Below are 22,428 nucleotides of genomic sequence, written 5' to 3' on the forward strand. Positions count from 1 at the left end.
CCACGCCGGTGTTTCTTTTGCGTTGCGCCGCTACTCTGGCCGCCGTGAACGCCGCCAGCCGCACCGATGCCCCCTCCCCCGACGGCACCCACCCGGCCTGGGTCCGACCGACCTTCCGCGCGCTCGCGTTCGCCGAGGCCGTGTCGTGGGCCGTCCTGCTCGTCACGATGTTCTTCAAGTGGGTGGTCCAGGACGACCCGCACAGCGGCATCGAGGGTGGCGTCCCGATCTCCGGCCCCATCCACGGCGCCTTCTTCGTGGCCTACTGCGCGTCCGCCCTCGTCGCCTGGCGCACCTTCGGCTGGAATTTCAAGACGCTCGTCCTCGCGCTGCTCGCCGCGATCCCGCCGTTCTTCACGGTCGTGTTCGAGGTGCTGGCCGACCGACGCGGGCTCCTCGGCCGCCCGGCACGAGTCGACTCCCGGACCACGTCCGCCCCCACGCCTCAGGCCTGATCCAGGCCCCGCCGGGCCTGCTTCCGCTCGTACATCCGCGCGTCGGCCCGGGCCAGCAGCGCCGCCGGGTCGTCGTCGGCCCGCGCCTCGGCCACCCCGACGGACCAGGAGGCCGGCGCTCCCTCGGCGAGCCGTCGGGCCACGACGTCACCCACCCCGTGATCCGCGCCCGGCAGCACCACGAGGAACTCGTCACCACCGAGCCGGCCCACCTCGTCGCCGGGTCGGAGCCCTGAGCGCAGGTGGTCGACGATCGCCCGCAGCATCGCGTCGCCGGCCGGGTGACCGTCCCGGTTGTTCACCGCGCGCAGGTCGTCCACGTCGAGCGCCAGCACCGTGAGCGGCGTGCCGAGTCGCGCCCTGCGCGTCAGCTGCTGCGTCACGAGGGCGTGTGCACCTCGACGGTTGAGGGCTCCGGTGAGCTCGTCGGTGCGGGCCAGCTGGTCGAGCCGGGCCCGGAGCCTGCCCAGGACCTCCGTCGCCACCACGACCTGCACGGCCACGGTGACGGCGGGCACCAGCAACGTCTCGTCGGCGTGGCTCGCGATCGCGAGTCCCCACACCGCCGTGCCGACGTACGCGATCACCCGCGCCAACCCGATGGCCAGGAACCAGACGGCGAACACCGAGAGCATCGGAACGCTGGAGCCGTTCGCGAACGCCGCCAGCTCGCGCTCCGTCCCCCAGGTGAGCGCTGCGAGAGCGCCGAACGCCAGGGCGACCATCACGGCCACGTCGCGCTGCTCGAGCAGCGCGCCGCGCGCCAGCGTCCAGACCAGGCCTGCGACCGCCGTGACGATCAGCGCGACCAGCGCGGACCTGGGGTTGTTGTCAGGGCGCCACGTGAGCAGCGTCAGCGACAGCATCGCGACGGCGATCAGGTTGAGCAGCACGGTGGCCACGGTCATCGCCGGGTACCTGCGGCCGGCGACGACGACGGAACCCGGCACGTGCACCCCTGCTTCCCCACCCCGACCCGCTCGGCCCCGATCGTCGGGGTCCATGATCACCGATCAGCGAAGGCACCGGGGCCGGAACGGCCGGACGGGGGACCAAAGCCTCTGCCGGGCGCCGATACCCTGACGCCGTGGAGCAACACGCGCGCGGCGCCCAGCGGATCAACCGGTCCAACGGCGCCCGGTTCCTGGCCGAGCCGCCCGTGCGGATCATCGGGGCCCTGACGATCCGCTCCGATACGCACGTGGGCGCCTTCACCGAGTTCGGCAAGATCGTGGAGATCCAGTCGGCCGACGTCGGTCGGTACGGCGAGATCGGGCCGGGCAGCATCCTCGGCGCCATCAGCCACCCCACCACGTGGCTCAGCGCCTCCGCCTTCCAGTACCGCGCCAGCACCTGGGGGTGGCACCCGAGCGCGGACGCCGTCGAGACGGTCGACCCGGAGGCGGACGGACGGACCTCGTTCCGTGGCACCCGCGGCGAGGAGCCCGCCGTCATCGGCAACGACGTGCACCTGGGTGCCAACGTGGTGGTGCTCAAGGGTGTGCGCATCGGCGACGGCTGCGTCGTCGCCGCCGGCGCGGTCGTCACGAAGGACCTCCCGCCGTACTCGATCGCCGCCGGGCTGCCGGCCAGGGTCCTGCGCCGCCGGCTCCCCGACGACGTCGTCGAGGAGCTGCTCCGGCTGCAGTGGTGGCGCTTCTCCCCCAACCAGATGAGCGGGGTCCCCTTCGCCGACCCCCGCGCGGCCGCCGCCGAGATCGGTCGCCGCGTCGACGCCGGCCTCGAGCCCTACGCACCGGGGTTCGTCGAGATCGTCAAGCCGACCGCGCCGGCCCCCGCGTCGCGCTGGCGTCGCGCGGCCCGTCGCCTGCGCGGCTGAACCGCCCGGCGGGGGTTCCGCACCACGGGCGGAGAACGGCACCGGCGGGGGTTCCGGGCCGCGGGCGGAGAAACGGCACCGGCGGGGGTTCCGGGCCGCGGGCGGAGAAACGGCACGGCACCGCCACAGGGTGCACCGCAGGGGCACCGGCGATAGTGTCGACAGCGAGAAGCACCATCGACCACCGAGGAGCCGTGTCAGCATGCCGCTGAGGAAGAACAAGACCGTCAAGGACAAGCTCCAGAGCCGCCTCGAGGACCTCCTCGCCCAGGCCGACGACGTCCGCCAGCAGCTCGTGGACCACGCTCCCGAGGTGCGCGACAGCGTCGTCGCCAAGACCCAGTCCGGTGCCGCCGACGTGCGCGACATCGTCGCGGCGAAGGCCAGCCACGGCGTCGCCGAGCTGCGCGAGCGCCTCCCGGAGCTGCGCGACGAGCTGCTCGAGCGCACGCCCGAGCTCAACGAGAAGACCTACGACAAGCTGCCGAAGCGCGTGGCCGACCGCCTGCCCGACGAGGTCAAGCCGAAGAAGAAGCGTCGTCTGCGTCGCATCGTCGGCCTGGGCCTGATCGCCGGCGCCGGTGCTGCCGCCTTCGCCACGCTCAAGGGCAAGCAGGCTCCGCCCCCGCCGCCGTACCAGCCGGCTCCGGCGCCCGCGCCGCGTCCGCCGTCGGGCTCGACGCCCCCCGGCGCCGCCCCCACCGCCGACTCGCTCGACGCGGTCGACGGACCCGGCTCGAAGTAGCCGTAGCAGCACCCGTACGTCGGGCCGGGACCGCCGAGGTCCCGGCCCGACGTGCGTGCGGGCCGGCCGCGCGCCTTCCCCAACTCCGTCCACCTAGGGAAGACTGGTCTCATGCGCTCGCTCTGGAAGGGCTCGATCAGCTTCGGGCTGGTCAACGTGCCGGTGCGCGTCTACAGCGCCACCGAGAACCACGACGTGTCCCTGCACCAGGTGCACGCGGACGACGGCGGCCGCATCCGCTACCAGCGCCGGTGCGAGATCTGCGGCGAGGTCGTGGCCTACGAGGACATCGCGAAGGCCTACGACGACGGCGAGAACACGGTCGTCCTGACCCCGGAGGACTTCGCCTCGCTGCCGGCCGAGACGGCCAAGGAGATCGAGGTCGTGGAGTTCGTCCCGGCCAAGCAGATCGACCCGATCCGGCTCGACAAGGCCTACTTCCTGGAGCCGGACAAGACGGCCATCAAGCCCTACACCCTCCTGCGGCGCGCCCTGGAGGACACCGACCGCAGCGCGGTCGTGCGGTTTGCGCTGCGGCAGAAGACGCGGCTCGCGGTGCTGCGGGTGCGCGACAAGACGCTCCTGCTGCAGACGATGCTGTGGGACGACGAGATCCGCGAGGCGGAGTTCGACGTGCTCGACCAGGTGCCGCGGATCAGCGCCAAGGAGCGCGACATGGCCGCCCAGCTGGTCGACTCCCTGGCAGCCGACTTCGACGCGTCGCAGTTCACCGACGACTACCAGGAGCAGCTGCGCACGCTCGTGGAGGCCAAGCTGGAGCAGGGCGACACGATCGACACCGCGGCCACGTTCGGCGAGAAGGACGACGAGGGCGAGGACGCCGAGGTCGTCGACCTGATGGAGGCGCTGAAGCGCAGCGTCGAGCGCAGCAAGGAGCGGCGTGGTCAGGGCTCGGGTGACGCGACCAAGCCGCGCGCCCGCAAGAAGGCCTGACCGCGGTCGTGGCGGGTCGCGGGTCGTCCCAGACCGTGCAGGTCGACGGTCGCCGCCTGCGCGTCACCAACCTCGACAAGGTGCTCTACCCGGCGTCGGGCACGACCAAGGCCGAGGTGATCTCGTACTACGTGGCGGTCGCCGACCGGCTGCTGCCGTGGGCGACCGGTCGTCCGGCCACCCGGAAACGGTGGCCGAACGGCGTCGGGGACACCGAGCATCCTGGTGAGCTCTTCTTCGAGAAGAACCTGCCCGACTCGGCGCCGGACTGGGTGCGCCGGGTGGTGGTACGGCACAAGAGCCACGTGAACGTGTACCCGATCGTGGACTCCGCGGCCACCCTGGCGTGGCTGGGGCAGGTGGCGGCGCTCGAGCTGCACGTGCCGCAGTGGCGGGTCGACGCCGACGGCACGCCCCGCCATCCCGACCGCCTGGTGCTGGACCTCGATCCCGGTCCCGGGGCGGGTCTGGCCGAGTGCGTGGAGGTGGCACTCGCCGCGCGCGAGCTGCTCGACGACGTGGGGCTCACGGCCTGGCCCGTCACGAGCGGCAGCAAGGGACTGCACCTGTACGCCCGGCTCACCGGCGAGCACGGACCCGACTACGTGAACTCCTTCGCCAAGCAGGTCGCCGCGGCCCTGGAGGACGCGATGCCCGACCTCGTGGTCTCGTCGATGAAGAAGTCCCTGCGCGACGGCAAGGTGCTCGTGGACTGGAGCCAGAACAACCAGGCCAAGACCACGATCGCTCCCTACTCGCTGCGTGGCCGCGCGGCGCCGGACGGCGAGGGCCCCTTCGTCGCTGCGCCACGGCACTGGGACGAGCTCGGTCCCGACCTGCGGCACCTGACGATGGCCGAGGTGCTGGAGCGCTCCGACGACCCCCTCTCCGGCCTGGGGGCGGGGAGCAGCGACATCGACGCGGCCGCGTCCGGGACCGCAGCGCCCGACCGCCTGACGGTCTACCGGTCCATGCGCGACCCCAGCCGCACGCCCGAGCCCGTCCCCGCCGACGCTCCGGCCGACGACAGCGCCGACCCGGACCGTGACGGGCCGGTCTTCGTCGTCCAGGAGCACCACGCCACCCGGCTGCACTACGACGTGCGACTGGAGCGCGAGGGGGTGCTCGTGTCGTGGGCCGTGCCGAAGGGTCCACCCGAGGATCCCGGGAAGAACCACCTGGCGGTGCCGACCGAGGACCACCCCATGGACTACGCCACGTTCGAGGGCACCATCCCGAAGGGTGAGTACGGCGCTGGCGAGGTGACGATCTGGGACCACGGCACGTACGCGCTCGAGAAGTGGAAGGACGGCGAGGTCATCGCCACCCTGCACGGCAGCGAAGGCGGCGGGCTCGGCGGCAGCGTGCGGTTCGCGCTCATCCGCACCGGGGAGAACTGGCTCATGCACCGCATGGACCCGGCCCGCGCGCCGGCCGAGGAGAGACCGGAGAGCGACGAGGCGAGCAGCGACGACGGCCCCGACGACAGCGCCGACGAGGGGGCGTCGCCGGACCCCGGACGGCTCGACACCGTCGCACCCATGCTCGCCACGCGCGCCGGCACGTTCGACGCCCACGCCGACGCGGCCGCCTGGGCGTTCGAGATGAAGTGGGACGGGGTGCGCGTGGTGGCCACGTGCGACGCGGGCGCCGTCCGGCTCGTCGGGCGCAGCGGTCGCGACGTCACCGCCACCTACCCCGAGATCACCGAGGCGCTGGAGACGCTCGACCTCGACGACACCGTGGTCGACGGCGAGGTGGTGGCCCTCGACGACGCCGGCTCCCCCTCCTTCGGACGCATCCAGCAGCGCATCGGGCTCACGAAGCCGCGCGAGGTGACCGCGGCCCGCCGCAGCGTGCCGGTGCGGTTCGTCGGGTTCGACCTGCTCAGGCTCGGCGGTGCCGACGTGACCGGGCTGCCCTACGAGCAGCGTCGCGAGCTGCTGCTCGGCCTCGACCTCGACGACGCCGACGGCGTGGACGTGCCGGCCGCCTTCGACGGTGACCTGGAGGCCGCGATGGAGGCCAGCCGGGAGCTGGGACTCGAGGGCGTGGTGGCGAAGCGTCGCACCAGCCGGTACCGGCCCGGCGCGAGGTCGGCGCACTGGGTCAAGCTCAAGCACGAGCAGCACGTGGAGGTCGTGGTGGTCGGCTGGCGACCCGGCAAGGGAGGTCGCGGCGGCGGCATCGGGTCGCTCCTCGTCGCCGTTCCCGACGCCGAGGGCACGCTCGTCTACGCCGGTCGTGTGGGCACCGGGTTCGCCGAGCGCACGCTGGCCGACCTCGCGGCACGACTGGAGCAGGCACGTCGTGACGAGGCGACGGTGGCGGCGCCACGCGACGTCGCCCGCGAGGCCGTGTGGGTGGAGCCCACGATCATCGGCGAGGTGACGTCGGCAGGCTGGACCGACTCCGGCCACCTGCGCCACCCCGTGTGGCGCGGGCTGCGCGACGACAAGACCGTGGCCGACGTGCAGCCGGTCAGGCTCCCGGCGCGCTGAGTCGGATCATCTGGGCGGTGCGCCAGCCGGTGGGATCGGCCAGGTAGCGGTCGGTCTCGGCCACCCACGGCGACGTGGCGTTGGCCGAGGACCCCGTGACCCGAAGGCCGGCGGCCAGCGCGCCGTGGCCGAGCGCCGCGACGGCACCCACGGGGGTCGTCTCGCGCAGCGAGCCGGGCGACCGCCCGAGCGCGGCCGACGAGAGGCTCGCGGCGGCCACCGTGCCGCTCGTGAAGAGGACCTGGTCGATGAAGCTCGCGCCGCTCCACCACTGGTCGAGCTGCTGGAGGAGGCCGGCCATCCAGGCCTGGCCGGCGTCGGCCGCGGCCTGGACGTCGTCGGCCACCGCCGGGGCCACGAGCAGGGTCACCGCACCGAGCGCGACGAGGGCCACCAGGGCCACCGAGCGGACCACCGAAGGACGCGACGGAGCGCCATCCAGGTGCTGGACGATCTGTCGCATCTCTCGCTGCATGGCCAAGAGCGTACGAGAAGACCGCAGGATCGACCATCGGTTCGTCCCATCCTGGCTCCCGACGACCTCCGCGAGCTGGCGGACGTCGCGCCCGACCACGTGGCCGAGGTGGCCGGCGCTCTCCACGACGGGGGCTCCGTACCGCGCGGGGCCGTCCGCGGCGCGCCAGCGCTCCGTCGTGTCGAGCAGCCGGTCGAGCCAGGCGGGGGTGGGACCGTCCTCCAGGCTGGCGTCCCGCCAGCGGGCGAGGCGTCGGGCGTCGACGAGCTGCACCAGCAGGAGCACCAGCAGCACCGTCAGCGTGCGTCCCCACGCAGGTGGCAGCAGCGCCTCGGTGAAGGCCATCGGCCCCGGCAGGTCGACGCCGACGCCGAAGGCGTTGAGCGCGGCGTGCCGCACGACGAAGAGCCACCACACGAGCACCGGGAGCGCGACCCCGGCGGCGAGCAGCGCCGCCCTCCGCCAGCCGATGTCGCGCCGTGCCCGACGCACCAGCGCGATGCCCAGCCCCACCGCTGCACCCGTGATGCCGGTGGCGGCGTGGTGGCCGGGGTAGGCCACCGCCCCGTCGTAGGCCAGCTGCAGCCCGGAGACCCCGAACGACAGGAAGCTGTCGGGGACGCCGCCACCCTCGAGACCGATGCTCGCGACCCGTCGGATGAACTCCTCGACCGCCGTGAAGGCCGCGCCGCTCGCCAGGGCGACGAGCACCCAGTCGGCCACCGAGAAGCGGTGCACCCGTCCTGGGGCGAAGACCGCGATGAGCAGCAGGGGCGCCAGCTTCAGCGCCTCCTCGCCGATCGACGCGATGCCCACCGCCGGACCTGCGGCCTCCGCGCCCCTGGCCGAGACGGAGGAGGCCAGGGAACCCAGACCGACGCTCGCGACGAAGGACCAGCCGAGCGCGACCGTGAAGATCCACCAGTACGTCGACCAGGCGATGGTCTTGGTGCGCAGCAGCACGAAGCCCAGCAGCGCCAGCCAGGCTCCGCCCAGCCACGCACCGAGTCCCGCGCGCAGGACCGGCGAGACGCTGACCGTCACGACGAGCACGGCGAAGGCGACGAACAAGGCGGTGCGGACCACCCCGTCGAGGGTCCGTGCCGTCCCGACGTGACCCTCGCGCCACCGCTCACGCGCGTCGGCGAGACGCTCCCACCACTCCGCACCCCACAGGCGGTCCGAGTCGGGTCCGTCCATCTCGGCGTCGCTCACGGCCACCCCTCCCCCGGGTCCCGGACGGCGTCCAGGCGTCGTCGACGCATCGTCGGAGCGTCATCGTAGCGACCACCCCGAGGCGCCGTACACGAACGAAAGTCCAACTTCGGATATGCTGCCCTGGGCACGCCCGCCTCCAGGGGTGTGGCGCGATGCCCGGACGGACGTCCCGGAGCCCTCGAGAAGCGCCGGGGCGTCCGATTCCTCCTCGTCGGACGCGCTCCTTCCGCCGCGGTCGCCATGCGGCATCACCCACCCGCTCCTAGCGTGGGTGGTGCCCCTGCTCCCCCGACGCGAGGACGTGTCGTGCCTGACTCCCCCACCGCCCTGCCGCCGCACGTCGTCGTGCTCTTCGGCGCCACCGGCGATCTCGCCCGTCGCAAGCTGTTCCCCGGCCTGTACCGCCTGGCCGCGGCCGGCCGCCTCCCCGCCGACTACCGGGTGATCGGGTCAGGACGGCACGAGCCCGACGGCGACTTCGCCCAGCAGGTGCTCGACGGTCTGCGCGACACGGTCGACGAGCTCGACGCCGACGTCGCCGACGCGTTCGTCTCCCGCGTGACGTTCCAGACGTCGGACGCCGACGACGGCAGCGCCCTGGCGGCTGCGGTGCGCGATGCCGAGTCCGAGCTGGGCGACGACGCCCGTCGCCTGGTCTACCTGTCGGTGCCACCCGCCGCGATGGAGCCGATGATCCGCATGCTGGGCGCCGAGGGCATCGCCGACGACGCCCGCATCGTCGTGGAGAAGCCGTTCGGCACCGACCTGGAGTCGTCGCGCTCGCTGCAGGCCACGCTCGACGACGTCGCCGGCGAGGACGCCGTGTTCCGCATCGACCACTTCCTGGGCAAGGAGGCGGTGCAGAACGTGCTGGCGCTGCGGTTCGCCAACGGGCTGCTCGAGCCGTCGTGGAACGCCGAGCACGTGTGCGCCGTGCAGATCGACGTGCCCGAGGAGCTGACCATCGAGGGCCGGGGCGCGTTCTACGAGGCCACCGGTGCACTGCGCGACATGGTCTCCACGCACCTGTCGCAGGTCCTCGGCTTCCTGGCCATGGAGCGGCCCGACGGCATCGACGCCGACCACCTGCGCGACGCGAAGGCCGCCGTGTTCGAGGCGGTGCAGCCGCTGGCCCCCGACGACGTGGTGCGCGGGCAGTACGAGGGCTACACCGACGAGGACGGGGTCGACGCCGACTCCACGACGGAGACCTTCGTGGCCGTGCGCGTGCACGTGGACACCGACCGCTGGCGCGGTGTCCCGTTCCTGCTGCGCACCGGCAAGGCCATGGCGGCGACCCGCCGGACGGTGACGCTGTTCTTCCGCGCACCCGAGCCGTTGTTCGAGTCGCGCGAGGACGGCGACGACCGTCTCGTCCTCGAGCTGGGCGAGGTGCCCGAGGTGACGGCGAGCCTCAACGTGAAGCGCCCCGGGCCGACGTTCGAGCTCGAGCGTGCCGCCGCCACCCTCACGCTGCCCGACGCCGAGGACGAGGACGAGGAGCACCGGCCGCTCGAGGCGTACGAGCGCCTGCTGCTCGACGTGATGCAGGGCGACCAGATGCTGTTCACCCGGGGCGACGAGGTCGACCGGCTCTGGCAGGTCATCACGCCCGTGCTGGAGGACCCGCCACCGGTGCAGACGTACGCCCAGGGGTCCTGGGGACCCCAGGCGGCACTCGATCTCGCGGGCGAGCGCGGCTGGCACCTGCGGTGACTCGCCCGACCACGCCACCGCTGCCGATCGCGGACCACGGACTGATCGGCGACCTGCGGACCGCCGCACTGGTGGGCACCGACGGCACGATCGACTGGTTCTGCCCGGGCCGTTTCGACGCACCGAGCGTCTTCGCGTCGGTGCTCGACGCCGACAAGGGAGGGTCGTGGGAGCTCAGCCCCGTCGACGGCTCGGTGCGCTCCCAGCAGTTCTACTTCCCCGACACCGCCATCCTCGCCACGCGCTTCCTCACCGAGGAGGGCGTCGTGGAGGTGCACGACTTCATGCCGGTGCTGAAGGCCGAGGACGCCGACCACCGCCAACGACTCGTGCGGCGTGTCACCGCGGTGCGCGGCCGGTCGGTCGTGCGCTCTCGCGTGGCGGCACGACCGCACTACGCACGGCAGGACCCCGAGGTCGAGGAGGTCGACGGCGGCATCGTCGTGTCGGCTCCGGCGCTCGGCGACGATCCCGCCGTCCGGCTCGGGATCAGCTCCACGGTGGCGCTCGAGGTCGACGGGCTCGACGTCGTCGCCGAGGTGACGCTCGACGAGGGCGAGCACGCACTGTTCGTGCTCGAGGTCCTCGACGCCGGCAAGGACCCGACGGGAACCACCGACGGGCAGCCGTCGGCGTTCCAGACGTGCGGCGTCGAGGACACGTCGGCGCTCTTCGTGGCGACGTCGGCGTTCTGGCGAGGATGGATCTCGCAGTCGACCTACAAGGGACGCTGGCGCGAGACCGTGCACCGGTCGGCGATCACGCTCAAGCTGCTCACGCACGAGCCGACCGGCGCCGTCGTCGCGGCGCCCACGACGAGCCTGCCGGAGACCATCGGCGGCTCCCGCAACTGGGACTACCGGTACGTGTGGATCCGCGACGCCGGGTTCAGCCTGTACGCGCTGCTCCGGCTCGGGTTCACCTCGGAGGCGAACGCGTTCACGCGCTGGTTGTCCGAGCGTCTGGGCGAGGAGCGCGACGACGCCGAGCGACTGGGACCCCTGCGGGTGCTCTACGACATCGACGGGTCGGCGCCGGTCGACGAGCACGCGCTCGACCACCTGGCCGGCTACGCCGACTCGCGCCCGGTGCGAGTGGGCAACGGCGCGGTCGACCAGCTGCAGCTCGACATCTACGGCGAGGTCATCGACGCGGTCTACCTGTTCGACAAGTACGGCCCCGGGATCAGCCACGACGCCTGGAACGACCTGCGCCGCGTGCTGGACTGGGTGATGGAGCACTGGGACTCACCCGACGCCGGCATGTGGGAGATCCGCGGCGACGTGCGGGCGCACACCACGAGCCGGCTCATGTGCTGGGTGGCGGTGGAGCGGATGATCCGCATGGCCCGCCAGCGAGGGCTGCCCGGTGACCTGTCGGCGTGGGCGCGGGTACGCGACGCGATCCACGACGAGATCCTGACGAACCACTGGGACGAGCACCACCGCACGTTCACCCTGGCCGAGGTCGACCCCGACGCGGACCAGGCCGACGCCCCCGTGCTCGACGCGGGCGTGCTGCTGATGCCGATGGTCAAGTTCTGCTCGCCGGTGGACCCGCGCTTCCTCTCCACGCTCGCCGCGATCGAGGACCAGCTGGTCGCCGACAGCCTGGTGTTCCGGTACGACGTGCACGCCGCGCCCGACGGCGTCGCCGACACCGACACCGACGGCGACGGCCTGCACGACGGCGAGGGCACGTTCAGCCTGTGCTCGTTCTGGTACGTGGAGGCCCTGACCCGGGCCGGACGGCACCGCGAGGCCGAGGTGGCGCTGGAGAAGATGTTCACCTACGCCAACCACCTGGGGCTGTACGCCGAGCAGATCGGCGCCACGGGTGACCAGCTGGGCAACTTCCCGCAGGCCTTCACGCACCTCTCGCTCATCAGTGCCGCGATCAACCTCGACCGCGCCCTCGGCTGACCCGCGCCAGTCCCTCCGTCTCGGACACGTCCGGGGCACTTTCGGGCTCCGGACACCCCCAGAAGTGTCCGAGACGGCGAGACGTTCGGGTCAGCGGCGGCGGGAGCGCAGGGAGTCGGACAGGATGCCGACGAGCGCCTCGAGCTGGACGTCGGTCGCCTCGACCTCCGTGTCCTCACCGTCGAGGGCACGCGCGGCGAGCCCGGCCTTGCTGTCGATGAGCTCGACGATGCGGCTGTCGATCGTCTGCGAGGCGATGATGCGCCACGCCGTGACGGGCTCGCTCTGCCCGATCCGGTGCACGCGGTCGATGGCCTGCATCTGCTCGGCGTCGGTCCACGACAGCTCGGCCAGGACCACGTTCGACGCGACCTGCAGGTTGATGCCGACGCCGGCCGCGGTGAGCGAGCAGACGATGATCTGCGTGCCCGGGTCGTTCTGGAACGCGTCGATCGCCTTGGTGCGGGCCGCGGCGGTCTGGTCGCCCCGGATCGAGGTGTAGCCGATGCCACGCTCCTCGAACGCCTTCTGCGCGGCATCCATCACGTCGAGGTGCTTGGCGAAGAACACGACCTTGCCGACGCTGCGCGCCAGCTGGGCGGTGTAGTCGGCCGCGAGCCCGGCCTTGGCCTGGCCGATGCGACGCACCATGGAGAACACGTTCTCGCCCGTGGACTCGTTGGCCTCCTCGCGCTCCCAGGCGGCGACCTTGCGCACGAGGTCGAGGTCGAGGACCTCCGCGACCGGGTGGCCGGCCTCGATGCGAGCGGCGGCGGCGCGGTCGTAGCGGGCCACCAGACGACGGGCCAGCTCGGCCTCGGCCGCACGGATGGACCGCCCGGCCTCGCCGTCGAGCTCGACGGGCATGTCGGCGATGCGACGGGCGGGGATGTCGGCGGCGACGTCGATCTTGCGGCGCCGCACGATCCCGAGGTCGATGACGGCTTGGCGCGCGGCAGGGAAGAAGCCGGCGTCGAGCGGGGTCAGACCGGTCTCGTCGAGCGCGTGCATGAGCTCGGGCATCGGCTTCTTCTCGTCGATCCAGCCGAGGAACTGCCAGATGGCGCGGAAGTCGTCGACGTCGTTGATGAGGGGGGTGCCGGTGAGCGCCATCATCAGCGGCCGCGAGGTGCGGCTGCGGATGCGGTCGGCGATCTTGAGCACGTGGCGCGAGCGCTGGGAGGACGTGTTCTTGATGAAGTGGGCCTCGTCGAGCACCATGCCCCGGAAGCCCAGGTCGCCGAGCCAGCCGGCGTGCCGGTCGAGGATCTCGTAGTTGACGACCACGATGTCGGCGAAGGCGTCGATGTCGTCGCCGTTGCCGTGCACCACGGTGACGGGGCGGTGCGGCGTCCAGAGCCCGGCCTCGCGTGCCCAGTTGGCCTTGACCACGTTGGGGACGACGACGAGCAGCGGGAAGGCGCCCGCGGCCTGGGCCGCGAGCAGCGACTGGGCCGTCTTGCCCAGGCCCGGCTCGTCGGCCAGCAGGAAGGTGCGGTGACCGTCGGCCGCAGCAGCGACGAGCTCGGCCTGGTGGCGCATCAGCTCGGGGCCGCGCACGATGCCGGGGATCGGCTCGGGCAGCTCCATGCAGGCCGGGGCGCCGGCCGCGGCGCGCTCGAACGACGACAGCAGCGGGCCGAGGAGCTCCCACGTGGCCAGACGGCTGGGGCCGGTGCGCGGAGGCGGTTCGTCGGTGAAGTCGGGGGCCATGAAGGGGTTGGCCAGCTGGCGCGCGATGACGGAGCGGGGGACCACGGAGCGGTCGACGCGCACGGCTGCATCGGGGGTGGGCTCGGCGGCGAGCTCGAGGCCGGCGGCGGCCATGAGCTCGCGCTTGAGCGCCAGGGTGGAGCCGGAGACCTCGGCCTCCTCGGTCAGGAGCATGAGGAGGGCGGGCTCGCGGGTGGCGGTCTTGGCCAGGATGGTGGCCACACCGTCGAGTCGCTTGAGCTGGTCGGCGCGCTGGGGCTCGGTGAGGTCGGTCGCGGTCTTGACGCGGGCGCGCTCCTCGCGGACGAGCAGGCCGACGGCCTGGAAGGTGGCGCGGGTGGTGGCGGTGACGCGGCGTCGCTGGACGGCGTTCTCGACCTCGCGCACGGCCTTGGCGAGCACGGGCATGAGGCCGGTGTCGTCGTCGTGCTTCTTGCGCCGTGGCCCGTTGCTGCCTCGCTGCGCGTTCTGGCGCTGCGCGTTCTGGCGCTGGGGGTTCTGGCGCTGGGTTCGTGTGGCCAACAGGCTCCTCCTCCGCGACCGGACGTCCGTCACGGTCGGCGGCGGACGGCTGGTCCGTCCCCCGCGACAGGGCGTACGGCGGCTCGCCCGCCAGTGAGATCGGCGGTGGGGCGGCGGCTGAGCGTCATCCCCACGAGCGCGGGCCGTGCGGCACCTGCTGGGCCAAGTGTAGACCGTTGCGGTGCACGACGCCTGCGTGCGGGGCGTTTCGGGGTGCGGGAGCCTCTCAGCCGAACGTCGAGCGGACGATGAGGGCCACGGCCGACGCCCCGCTGACGAGCAGCACGAGGGGTCGCACGACGTGGGCCGGGAGCCGCCGCCGCAGCGGCCCGCTCACCGCGAAGCCGAGCACGAGCGCCGGCACGGCGGCGAGCGCGAACCAGGCCTCGTCGACGGTGAGCTCGCCGGCCCAGGCGAGCCCGACGAGGCTGAGCAGGGACCCGAGCAGGAAGTAGACCGCGAGCGTGGTCCGGATCTGCCGGGGCGTCCGTCGCTGGAGCAGCAGGGCGAGCGGTGGACCGCCGATCGACGACGCGGTCCCGGTGACACCGCTGACGAATCCGGCACCACTGAGGGTTCCTCGGTTGACCGGGATGACCACGGTGCGCGCGGTGAGGAGCACCGCCGCAAGGACCATGGCGCCGACGGCGATGCCGAGCTGACGGTCGTCGACGCTCGCCACGACCCACACGCCGACGACGGTCCCGACGACGCGCGCCGGGAAGGCCCACCCGAGTCCGCCCCAGTCGATCTCGTCGCGCTCGCGGGCGAGCGTCACGATGGGCAGCAGCACGACCACCATGAGCATCCCGCCGGGCATGAGCTGCGGGGCCGCGAGCGTGACCACGGGAGCGGCGACCAGACCGAGACCGATGCCCACCGTCGACTGCACGAAGGCACCGAGGACGATCGCGAGGAGCACGACGACCAGCGCGACCGTGCTCATCTCCCCCACGCGACCACCCTAGGCACCGCCTCGCCACCGCCTCGCGGGGCCTCCGGGCCGGGGGTCAGTGCACGGCGGGCGCGGCGGACTCGGCGTCGGGCTTGCGCAGGAACGGCACCAGCGCGACGAGCAGCAGGCTGAGCAGCGCGCCCACCAGGAACGCCCGCCGCACACCGTCGACGAAGGCGGCGCCCTCGCCCATCCCGGACTCGACGCCGGCGCTGGACACCACGGTCATGATGGTGATGAACAGCGCCGCGCCCGCAGCACCGGCCACCTGCTGGAGGGTGCTGACCACGGCGCTCGCGTAGGAGTAGAGCCGCGGCTCCACCGATCCGAGGGCGGTCGTCATGAGCGGCGTGAACGTGGCCGACAGGCCGAGCATGAGCACGAGGTTGGCGCCGACCAGCCAGCCCAGCGACGTGTCCGCGTCGACGTCGACGAGCAGCCAGAGGCCGGCCGAGACGAGCACCGACCCAGGCACCGCCAGGACCCGCGGGCCGTACCGGTCGTACAGCCGGCCGACGAAAGGACCGGTGACGCCCATGACGATGCCGCCGGGCAGCGTGATGAGGCCGGTCTGCAGCGCCGAGAGCCCGAGGGCCTGCTGCGCGAACAGCGGCAGCAGGAGGAACGACCCGAACATGGCCGACATGCCGATGAGCATCGCGCCGAGCGCGATGCGGAACTGGCCCGACGTGAACACGCGCAGGTCGAGCAGGGCGCGGTCGGTGCGCTGCAGGTGGAGCTGGCGGGCGACGAAGGCGGCCAGCGCCACCGTGCCCACGACGAACGGCAGCCAGGTGGGGGTGCCCGACGATCCTTGGGCGTGCTCGCCGATGCCCACGAGGCCGTACACGAGCCCGCCGAGGCCGAGCGCCGACAGCGGCACCGACACGACGTCGATGCGCTGGTTCCCCGTGGCCGAGACGCTCACGACGTAGCGGGCACCGATCACCAGCGCGGCGAGCGCGATGGGAGCGACCACGCCGAAGATCCACCGCCAGCCCAGGTGGTCGAGCACGAAGCCCGACATCGTGGGCCCGAGCGCCGGAGCCACCGCGATGACGACGGTGATGTTGCCCATCATGGCGCCGCGGCGAGCAGCCGGGACGATCGTCATGACCGTGGTCATGAGCAGCGGCAGCATGACCGCGGTCCCGGACGCCTGGACCACGCGGGCCACGAGCAGCACCGCGAAGGTGGTCGAGAAGAACGCGAGCGCGGTGCCGGCCGTGAACAGCGACATGGCCGCGACGAACAGCGTCCGCGTGGCGACCCGCTGGATGAGGAAGCCGGTGAGCGGGATGACCACGGCCATCGTGAGCATGAACGCCGTGGTGAGCCACTGGCCCGTCGACGGCGGCACGCCCAGGTCCTCCTGGAGGACGGGGATGGCGACGCTCATGACGGTCTCGTTCAGGATCACCACGAACGACGCCACCAGGAGGGTGGCGATCACGAGCACGTGCTCGCGCGGGAGTGCCCCGCTGCCGGTCGTCTCAGGGCCGGACGTCTCGACGTCGACGTCGTGCTGGGTCGTGCTGGTCATGCCACCCCTGGTGCTCGGTGCTGGTGCGCGTGGTGCGCTGGTCCGTGACGTCAGTATTCCTGATCGGAACACGATGCGGACCATGTCACCACGCTCCGCCGACAGAACCTTCCAACGCCCTCACCCGGCCAGGTGTTCCCCGGCCGACGGCGCAGCCGGCGGCGTCTAGGCTCAGAGCCCGTTGAGCACCCGCACCATGTCGTCCTCGGTGTCGCTGCCGATCTTCTCGAAGACCAGCTTGACGACGGGGGTGGCGAGCTTGGCCGCCCCCTTCATCTCGATGTTCGCGACGTAGGTGATCTCGCTGCCGGTGCCGTGCGGCTCGACGGTGATCGTGTCGGTGGTGTGGGCGGTCTCGTTGGTGCCGACGAACTGCACGTGGCGGTCGTCGAGCTCGGTGAGCTCGTACGTCAGCTCGGTGCTCACGCCGGCGATCTTCGAGGTGTTGTGCCACGTGGTGCCGACGGCGACCGGACCGACGCCGTTCTGCGTGCACGACTCGGTGCCGGGGTCCCACTGCTCGGCGTGGGAGAAGTCCTTGAGGTACTCGAGGACGGTCGCGGGGGCGGGCTCGACGGTGAAGGTCCTGCTGATCTCGGTCATGTCTCCAGCCTGCGCGACGATCCGGAAGCGGGCATCCCGACGAGCGACTCGCTCGCGCTGCGGCCCCCTGCAGCCCGACCTACGTTGGAGGAAAGACACCACGAAGAGGGGAACGAGAATGAGCACCGGAGAAGAGAAGACGCTCGACGACCTGCTGACCGACCTGCGGATCGCGATGTTCACCACGACGACCGACGACGGCACCCTGCGCAGCATCCCGATGGCGCGCCAGGACACCGACCTCGACCCCGCCGAGCTGTGGTTCATCACGGCCAAGGACACCGAGCACACGCAGGACGTCGCCAAGCGTCCCGACGTGCAGCTGACCTTCAGCTCCTCGGACTCGTGGGTGGCCCTCACCGGCCGCGCCGAGGTGGTCGACGACCTGGACAAGCTCAAGGAGCTGTGGAGCTCCTTCGCCGAGGCGTGGCTCCCCGAGGGACCCGAGGGCAGCAACTCGACGCTGATCAAGGTCAGGGTCGATCGCGCCGAGTACTGGGACACACCGGGCAGCAAGGTCGCCACGGCGATCAGCCTCGTGAAGTCGAAGGTCACCGGCGAGCCGTACAAGAGCGACCACGGCGTCGTCGAGAACCCCTGAGCCGATGAGCGGCGAGCACCAGCCGCCGAAGGGCGTGCAGGAGACGGCGCAGCGTGCGGTGCGGTGGATCGAGGACGGCAAGGCCGGACGGAACTTCACCGACACCGGCCGGCACCGGGCCCACCAGCTGGCGAACGGCGAGGAGCTCAGCGACGAGCAGGCCACGAAGATGCGCGCCTACTTCGCGCGGCACTCCGTCGACAAGGACGCGAAGGGCTTCAAGCACGGCACCGACGGCTTCCCGTCACCCGGTCGCGTGGCTTGGGACGCCTGGGGCGGCGACGAGGGCGAACGCTGGGTGGGCACCCTCGACCTCTGAGCCACGGCCTCGCCGTGGAGGACCACCGACAGGCCGCCCCGGGCACCCTTCCCGGGGCGGTCTTCCTCTGCCCACCTCCTCGCAACGGCGCCGCGCGGTTCGACGTCTCGTCAGCGGGTACGCCCAGGGCGGCGGCTCGAGTCCGCCGAGGTCGATCGAGAGGACGAGTGCATGACGTTGACCGGAGCCGCGGACGCCACCACCACCCCCACGTGGCTGCGCGTCGCGTCCGTGCCCGCGTCCCACGTGTACGTGCGGCACCTGTCCGCGCCCGACCCGGCGCACGACGACGCCGTGCAACGCCTTCTCGACCCCGCACCCGACGGCGGCACCCTCGTCCCGGGAACCCCGTGGTGGCCGCCGGCGATGCTCGACCCCCGATGGATCGAGCGGCACCACGACGACTTCGACGTCATGCACCTGCAGTTCGGCTTCGACGCGCTCGCGCCGTCTCAGCTGGAGGAGGTCGTGCACGCGCTCACCACCCACGACAAGCCGCTCGTGCACACGGTCCACGACCTGCGGAACCCGCACCACCCGACGCCGGACCTGCACGACGAGCAGCTCGACGTGCTCCTGCGCGCCGCCGACGTGGTCGTCACCCTCACCCCCGGCGCGGCCGATGAGATCCGGCGCCGCTGGGGGCGGGACGCGGTCGTGCTCCCGCACCCGCACGTGGTGGACCTCGCCGAGATGGAGCGGCGCACCCGCGTGCGCGAGGCGCCCGCCACCCGGATCGACCGCGTGGGGGGCGAGTTCCGCGTCGGCCTGCACGTCAAGAGCCTGCGGGCCTGCATGGACCCCATGTCGGTGCTGCCCGTGCTGGTCGACACCGTGGGCCGGCTGCCCGGTGGCGTGCTGCAGGTCGACGGGCACACCGACGTCCTCGACCCCGGCGGCGCCCGGTTCGAGCCCGGGCTCGCCGGGATGCTCGCCGACGCCCCGGACCACGTGGACGTCCGGGTGCACGACTACTTCTCCGACGACGAGCTCGTCGACCACCTCGCCGGGCTCGACCTGTCGGTCCTGGCGTACCGCTTCGGCACCCACTCGGGCTGGCTCGAGCTCTGCCGCGACGTGGGCACCCCGGTGGCCGCGCCGACCTGCGGCCACTACGCCGACCAGGCGCCGGTGCACTCCTTCACCCTGACCGAGGACGCCTTCGACGCACGCAGCCTCGAGGCGGCCGTGCTCGAGGCCTACACCTCGACGCCGGTCCCGGCGCCGACGGCGGCGGAGCGCCTGCGTCAACGGCAGGACCTCGCCGCCGCGCACGCCGAGATCTACGGCAGCCTGGTCACCGACGCGTGCACGCTCCCCGCGGCGGGACGGCGATGAGGGTCTGCCTCGTCGCCTCGTCACGCTTCCCGATCGCCGAGCCGTTCCAGGGCGGCCTCGAGGCCCACACCGCCACGCTCGCGACCGCGCTCACGGCGCGAGGTCACCGGGTGAGCGTGTTCGCCGCGCCGGGTTCGGACCCGACGCTCGGCGTCGAGGAGCTGCCGGTGCGACGCTTCCGTCCGAGCGACGCCGCACGCGCCGACGTCGGCGCACACCCTGACACGTGGATGCAGGATCACCACGCCTACCTCGCGCTCATGCTCGACCTGGTGAGCCACGGGCACGAGCGCTTCGACGTCGTGCACAACAACAGCCTGCACCACCTGCCGGTCGCGATGGCGTCGGCGCTGAGCCTGCCGATGGTGACGACGCTGCACACGCCGCCGCTCGGCTGGCTGGAGTCGGCGATGTCGCTGGCGCCGTCCACGACCCGCTTCGCGGCCGTGAGTCGTCACACCGCCCAGGCCTGGTCGCACGTGGTGAGCGCCGACGTGGTGCCCAACGGCGTCGACACGGACCGGTGGCGTCCGGGCCCGGGCGGCGACCGAGCCGTGTGGACCGGCCGCATCGTCCCCGAGAAGGCGCCGCACCTCGCCATCGCCGCGGCCCGACGTGCCGGGTTGCCGATCGACCTCGCCGGCCCGGTCCTCGATCCGGGCTACTTCGCCGAGACGGTGGCACCGCTGCTCGGTGACGACGCGCGTCTACTCGGCCACCTCGGCACCGACGAGCTGGCCGACGTGGTCGGCCGTGCCCGGGTGGCACTCGTGTCACCGCAGTGGGACGAGCCGTACGGGCTCGTGGCCGCCGAGGCGATGGCGTGCGGCACCCCGGTGGCCGCGTTCGCCCGCGGCGCACTGGACGAGGTGGTGGGGGTGGACGCCGGCCGGCTGGCGCGACCCGACGACGTCGACGACCTGGCGCGCGCGGCACTCGAGGCGGCGTCCCTCGACCGCGCGGCGGTGCGTGCCCACGCCGTGCGCCACTGCTCGCTCGACCGAATGGTCCGCCGCTACGAGGACCTGTACCGCCGCGCCGGGGCGCCGCGTCCGTCGAGCACCGTGTCGTCGGTCGCGGAGACGCCGGCATGATCGGCTACTACGTGCACCACCACGGCCGTGGCCACGTGACGCGCGCCGGCTCCCTGCTCCCCCACCTGCCGTCGGGCACCGAGGTCACCGGGCTGTCGTCGCTGCCGCGGCCGACCGGATGGCCGCAGCTCTGGGTCCAGCTCGACCCGGACGCGGACGCCGACCCGTTCGAGCTGCCCGAGGACGCCACCGCGGGTGGGACCTTCCACTGGGTCCCACGAGGGCACCCCGGGCTGCGCTCGCGCATGTCGACGATCTCGCGCTGGATCGACGCGACTCGACCCGACGTCGTCGTCGTCGACACGTCGGTCGAGGTGGCCACGCTGTGCCGCCTGCACGGCGTCCCCGTCGTGTCCCTGATCCAGCCCGGCGACCGGACGGATCCTCCCCACACGCTGGGCCTGGGCCTCGCCGAGCGGCTCGTGGCGCCGTGGCCTGCGGACGTCGCCGACGTCGTGCGCGGGGTGGCACCCGACGACCCACGCCTCGTCCACGTCGGCGCCTTCTCCCGGTTCGACGGCCGTGAGCCCGTGCCGCCGGGCCCGGCACCGTCCGAGGACGGGACGCGGCACGTCGTGGTCCTCTCCGGCGCGGGTGGCAGCGCGCTCACGACCAAGGCTCTCGACCGTTCCCGGGCGTCGACACCGGGCTGGACCTGGACGCTGCTGGGCGGCCCCGACGGCACCTGGGTCGACGACCCGTGGGCGGCGCTCTGCCGGGCCGACGTCGTCGTGACCCACGCCGGGCAGAACGCCCTGGCCGAGGTTGCCGCGGCCCGCCGCCCGGCCGTGGTGATCCCGCAGGAGCGTCCCCACGACGAGCAGCGCACGAGCGCGGCGGCACTCGCCGCCGACGGCCGGCTGCCGGTGCTGGTGCTCCAGGAGTTCGCGGACGACGGCTGGCCCGACGTGCTCGACCGGGTCGCCGAGCTCGACGGGTCCGCGTGGCAGCGATGGAACGACGGGCAGGGGGCGCGGCGGCTCGCCGCCGTGGTGCTCGAGGTCGCGGGACGGGCGGGCGCGTGAACCTCGACGCCGCCGCGCCCCGCATCGCCGTCGTGACGGTCGCGCACGGTCGCCACGACCACCTGCAGCTGCAGCACCGGTCCCTCGGGCGCTCGGCGGTGCTCCTCGACGACTGGATCGTCGTGGCGATGGACGACCCGTGGCCGGCGCGGTGGCGGACCGGCTTCCCGCCCACGCCGCACGTCGTCGAGATCGACGCCAGTGACGCCGGGCTCCCGCTGGCCGCGGCCCGCAACCTCGGAGCCCGCACGGCCCTCGAGCGAGGGGCGGACCTGCTGGTCTTCCTCGACGTCGACTGCCTGGCCTCGCCCGGTCTCGCCCTGGCGTACGACGTCGCCTCGCGCCGACCCGACTGCGACGGCGCCCTCCTCTGTGGACCGGTCGCCTACCTGCCGCCGGCACCTCCCGGCGGCTACGACCTGCGCTCCGTGGCCGAGCTGGGCCGACCGCACCGGTCGCGGCCCGCGCCCCCACCGGGCACGGTCGATCTCGACCCCCACGGGCACCGGCTGTTCTGGTCCTTGTCCTTCGCCGTGACGGCCGCGACGTGGGGGCGCATCGGCGGCTTCGACGAGGCCTACGTCGGCTACGGCGGGGAGGACACCGACTTCGCGCAACGCGCTGCCGCGGCCGGCGTGCCGATCGCCTGGGTGGGTGGGGCGCGCGCCGCCCACCAGCACCACCCGACGCAGGACCCGCCCGTGCAGCACCTGCACGACATCGTCCGCAACGCCCACGTCTTCCACGCCCGCTGGGGCTGGTGGCCGATGGAGGGCTGGCTCGACGCGTTCGTGCAGCGCGGCTTGGTCCACGCCGACGACGACGGCTACCGCGTGGCCTCCACCGGCGTCTCCGACGCCCTGTGAACGGCGACGGCCCCGAGCGTCGA

19 protein-coding genes are annotated in these 22,428 nt (G+C 72.8%); 13 read left to right on the top strand and 6 right to left on the bottom strand.

Annotation, left to right across the window (positions count from 1 at the left end; all coding sequences use genetic code 11):
- Positions 1-44: 44 nt before the first annotated feature.
- Positions 45-455, top strand: a complete 411-nt coding sequence (locus ASF37_RS04710) for a DUF3817 domain-containing protein (protein ID WP_082481037.1) — start codon at positions 45-47, stop codon at positions 453-455.
- Here the strand turns inward: ASF37_RS04710 and ASF37_RS04715 are convergent.
- Positions 446-1,405, bottom strand: coding sequence for a GGDEF domain-containing protein (locus ASF37_RS04715; protein ID WP_156368128.1), 960 nt, complete (start codon positions 1,403-1,405; stop codon positions 446-448). The two genes, ASF37_RS04710 and ASF37_RS04715, sit on opposite strands and share 10 nt — an antisense overlap.
- 137 nt (positions 1,406-1,542) lie before the next feature.
- Here ASF37_RS04715 and ASF37_RS04720 point away from each other — a divergent pair, with 137 nt between their 5' ends.
- The 4 genes from ASF37_RS04720 (at position 1,543) to ASF37_RS04735 (ending at position 6,495) form a co-directional block, all read left to right on the top strand.
- Positions 1,543-2,295, top strand: coding sequence for a CatB-related O-acetyltransferase (locus ASF37_RS04720; RefSeq protein WP_056579315.1), 753 nt, complete (start codon positions 1,543-1,545; stop codon positions 2,293-2,295).
- Between the two features lie 202 nt (positions 2,296-2,497).
- Positions 2,498-3,040, top strand: coding sequence for a hypothetical protein (locus tag ASF37_RS04725; RefSeq protein WP_055961495.1), 543 nt, complete (start codon positions 2,498-2,500; stop codon positions 3,038-3,040).
- Between the two features lie 111 nt (positions 3,041-3,151).
- Positions 3,152-3,994 carry a Ku protein gene (locus tag ASF37_RS04730; RefSeq protein WP_055961499.1) on the top strand — a complete coding sequence of 281 codons (843 nt, stop codon included), beginning with the start codon at positions 3,152-3,154 and terminating at the stop codon, positions 3,992-3,994.
- A 35-nt stretch (positions 3,995-4,029) separates the two neighbouring features.
- Positions 4,030-6,495, top strand: coding sequence for an ATP-dependent DNA ligase (locus ASF37_RS04735; protein ID WP_082506479.1), 2,466 nt, complete (start codon positions 4,030-4,032; stop codon positions 6,493-6,495).
- On the opposite strand, the gene ASF37_RS04740 is transcribed toward ASF37_RS04735, so the two are convergent.
- A complete protein-coding gene (locus ASF37_RS04740; RefSeq protein WP_156368129.1) occupies positions 6,476-8,185 on the bottom strand; it encodes a hypothetical protein in 1,710 nt (569 codons plus the stop codon). The genes ASF37_RS04735 and ASF37_RS04740 overlap by 20 nt on opposite strands.
- Positions 8,186-8,494: 309 nt before the next feature.
- On the opposite strand from ASF37_RS04740, the gene zwf reads away from it, so the two are divergent.
- Both zwf and ASF37_RS04750 read left to right on the top strand, forming a co-directional pair.
- The gene (zwf, locus tag ASF37_RS04745) at positions 8,495-9,904 is read left to right on the top strand and encodes a glucose-6-phosphate dehydrogenase (RefSeq protein ID WP_055961508.1); all 1,410 of its coding nucleotides are present in this window, start codon (positions 8,495-8,497) and stop codon (positions 9,902-9,904) included.
- Entirely contained in the window at positions 9,901-11,826 is a 1,926-nt protein-coding gene (locus ASF37_RS04750; protein WP_056575013.1) for a glycoside hydrolase family 15 protein, read from the top strand. The genes zwf and ASF37_RS04750 overlap by 4 nt, the downstream gene beginning before the upstream one ends.
- Before the next feature lie 90 nt (positions 11,827-11,916).
- On the opposite strand, the gene ASF37_RS04755 is transcribed toward ASF37_RS04750, so the two are convergent.
- The 4 genes from ASF37_RS04755 to ASF37_RS04770 form a co-directional block, all read right to left on the bottom strand.
- On the bottom strand, positions 11,917-14,061 hold the full coding sequence (locus tag ASF37_RS04755; RefSeq protein WP_055961514.1) for a DEAD/DEAH box helicase: 2,145 nt from the start codon (positions 14,059-14,061) through the stop codon (positions 11,917-11,919).
- Between the two features lie 226 nt (positions 14,062-14,287).
- Complete coding sequence (locus tag ASF37_RS04760) at positions 14,288-15,007, bottom strand: sulfite exporter TauE/SafE family protein (protein ID WP_056552082.1); 720 nt, start codon at positions 15,005-15,007, stop codon at positions 14,288-14,290.
- 64 nt (positions 15,008-15,071) lie between these two features.
- Complete coding sequence (locus tag ASF37_RS04765; protein WP_056579321.1) at positions 15,072-16,559, bottom strand: MDR family MFS transporter; 1,488 nt, start codon at positions 16,557-16,559, stop codon at positions 15,072-15,074.
- A 171-nt stretch (positions 16,560-16,730) separates the two neighbouring features.
- On the bottom strand, positions 16,731-17,162 hold the full coding sequence (locus ASF37_RS04770; protein ID WP_055961522.1) for an SRPBCC family protein: 432 nt from the start codon (positions 17,160-17,162) through the stop codon (positions 16,731-16,733).
- Positions 17,163-17,280: 118 nt separating this feature from the next.
- On the opposite strand from ASF37_RS04770, the gene ASF37_RS04775 reads away from it, so the two are divergent.
- From ASF37_RS04775 to ASF37_RS04800, 6 genes are all read left to right on the top strand, one after another.
- Positions 17,281-17,763 (top strand): pyridoxamine 5'-phosphate oxidase family protein, encoded by a 483-nt coding sequence (locus ASF37_RS04775; RefSeq protein ID WP_055961525.1) that lies wholly within the window; start codon positions 17,281-17,283, stop codon positions 17,761-17,763.
- A 4-nt stretch (positions 17,764-17,767) separates the two neighbouring features.
- Complete coding sequence (locus ASF37_RS04780; RefSeq protein WP_056552086.1) at positions 17,768-18,082, top strand: hypothetical protein; 315 nt, start codon at positions 17,768-17,770, stop codon at positions 18,080-18,082.
- A 171-nt stretch (positions 18,083-18,253) separates the two neighbouring features.
- Positions 18,254-19,420 (top strand): glycosyltransferase family 4 protein, encoded by a 1,167-nt coding sequence (locus tag ASF37_RS04785; protein ID WP_056575021.1) that lies wholly within the window; start codon positions 18,254-18,256, stop codon positions 19,418-19,420.
- Complete coding sequence (locus ASF37_RS04790) at positions 19,390-20,514, top strand: glycosyltransferase (protein ID WP_235492844.1); 1,125 nt, start codon at positions 19,390-19,392, stop codon at positions 20,512-20,514. Before ASF37_RS04785 ends, ASF37_RS04790 begins: the two co-directional genes overlap by 31 nt.
- On the top strand, positions 20,511-21,539 hold the full coding sequence (locus tag ASF37_RS04795; protein ID WP_056579323.1) for a glycosyltransferase: 1,029 nt from the start codon (positions 20,511-20,513) through the stop codon (positions 21,537-21,539). The genes ASF37_RS04790 and ASF37_RS04795 overlap by 4 nt, the downstream gene beginning before the upstream one ends.
- Positions 21,536-22,405, top strand: coding sequence for a glycosyltransferase family 2 protein (locus tag ASF37_RS04800; protein WP_056552094.1), 870 nt, complete (start codon positions 21,536-21,538; stop codon positions 22,403-22,405). The genes ASF37_RS04795 and ASF37_RS04800 overlap by 4 nt, the downstream gene beginning before the upstream one ends.
- Positions 22,406-22,428 lie beyond the last annotated feature (23 nt).

It is taken from the genome of Aeromicrobium sp. Leaf289, assembly GCF_001423335.1.
Lineage (GTDB): Bacteria > Actinomycetota > Actinomycetes > Propionibacteriales > Nocardioidaceae > Aeromicrobium.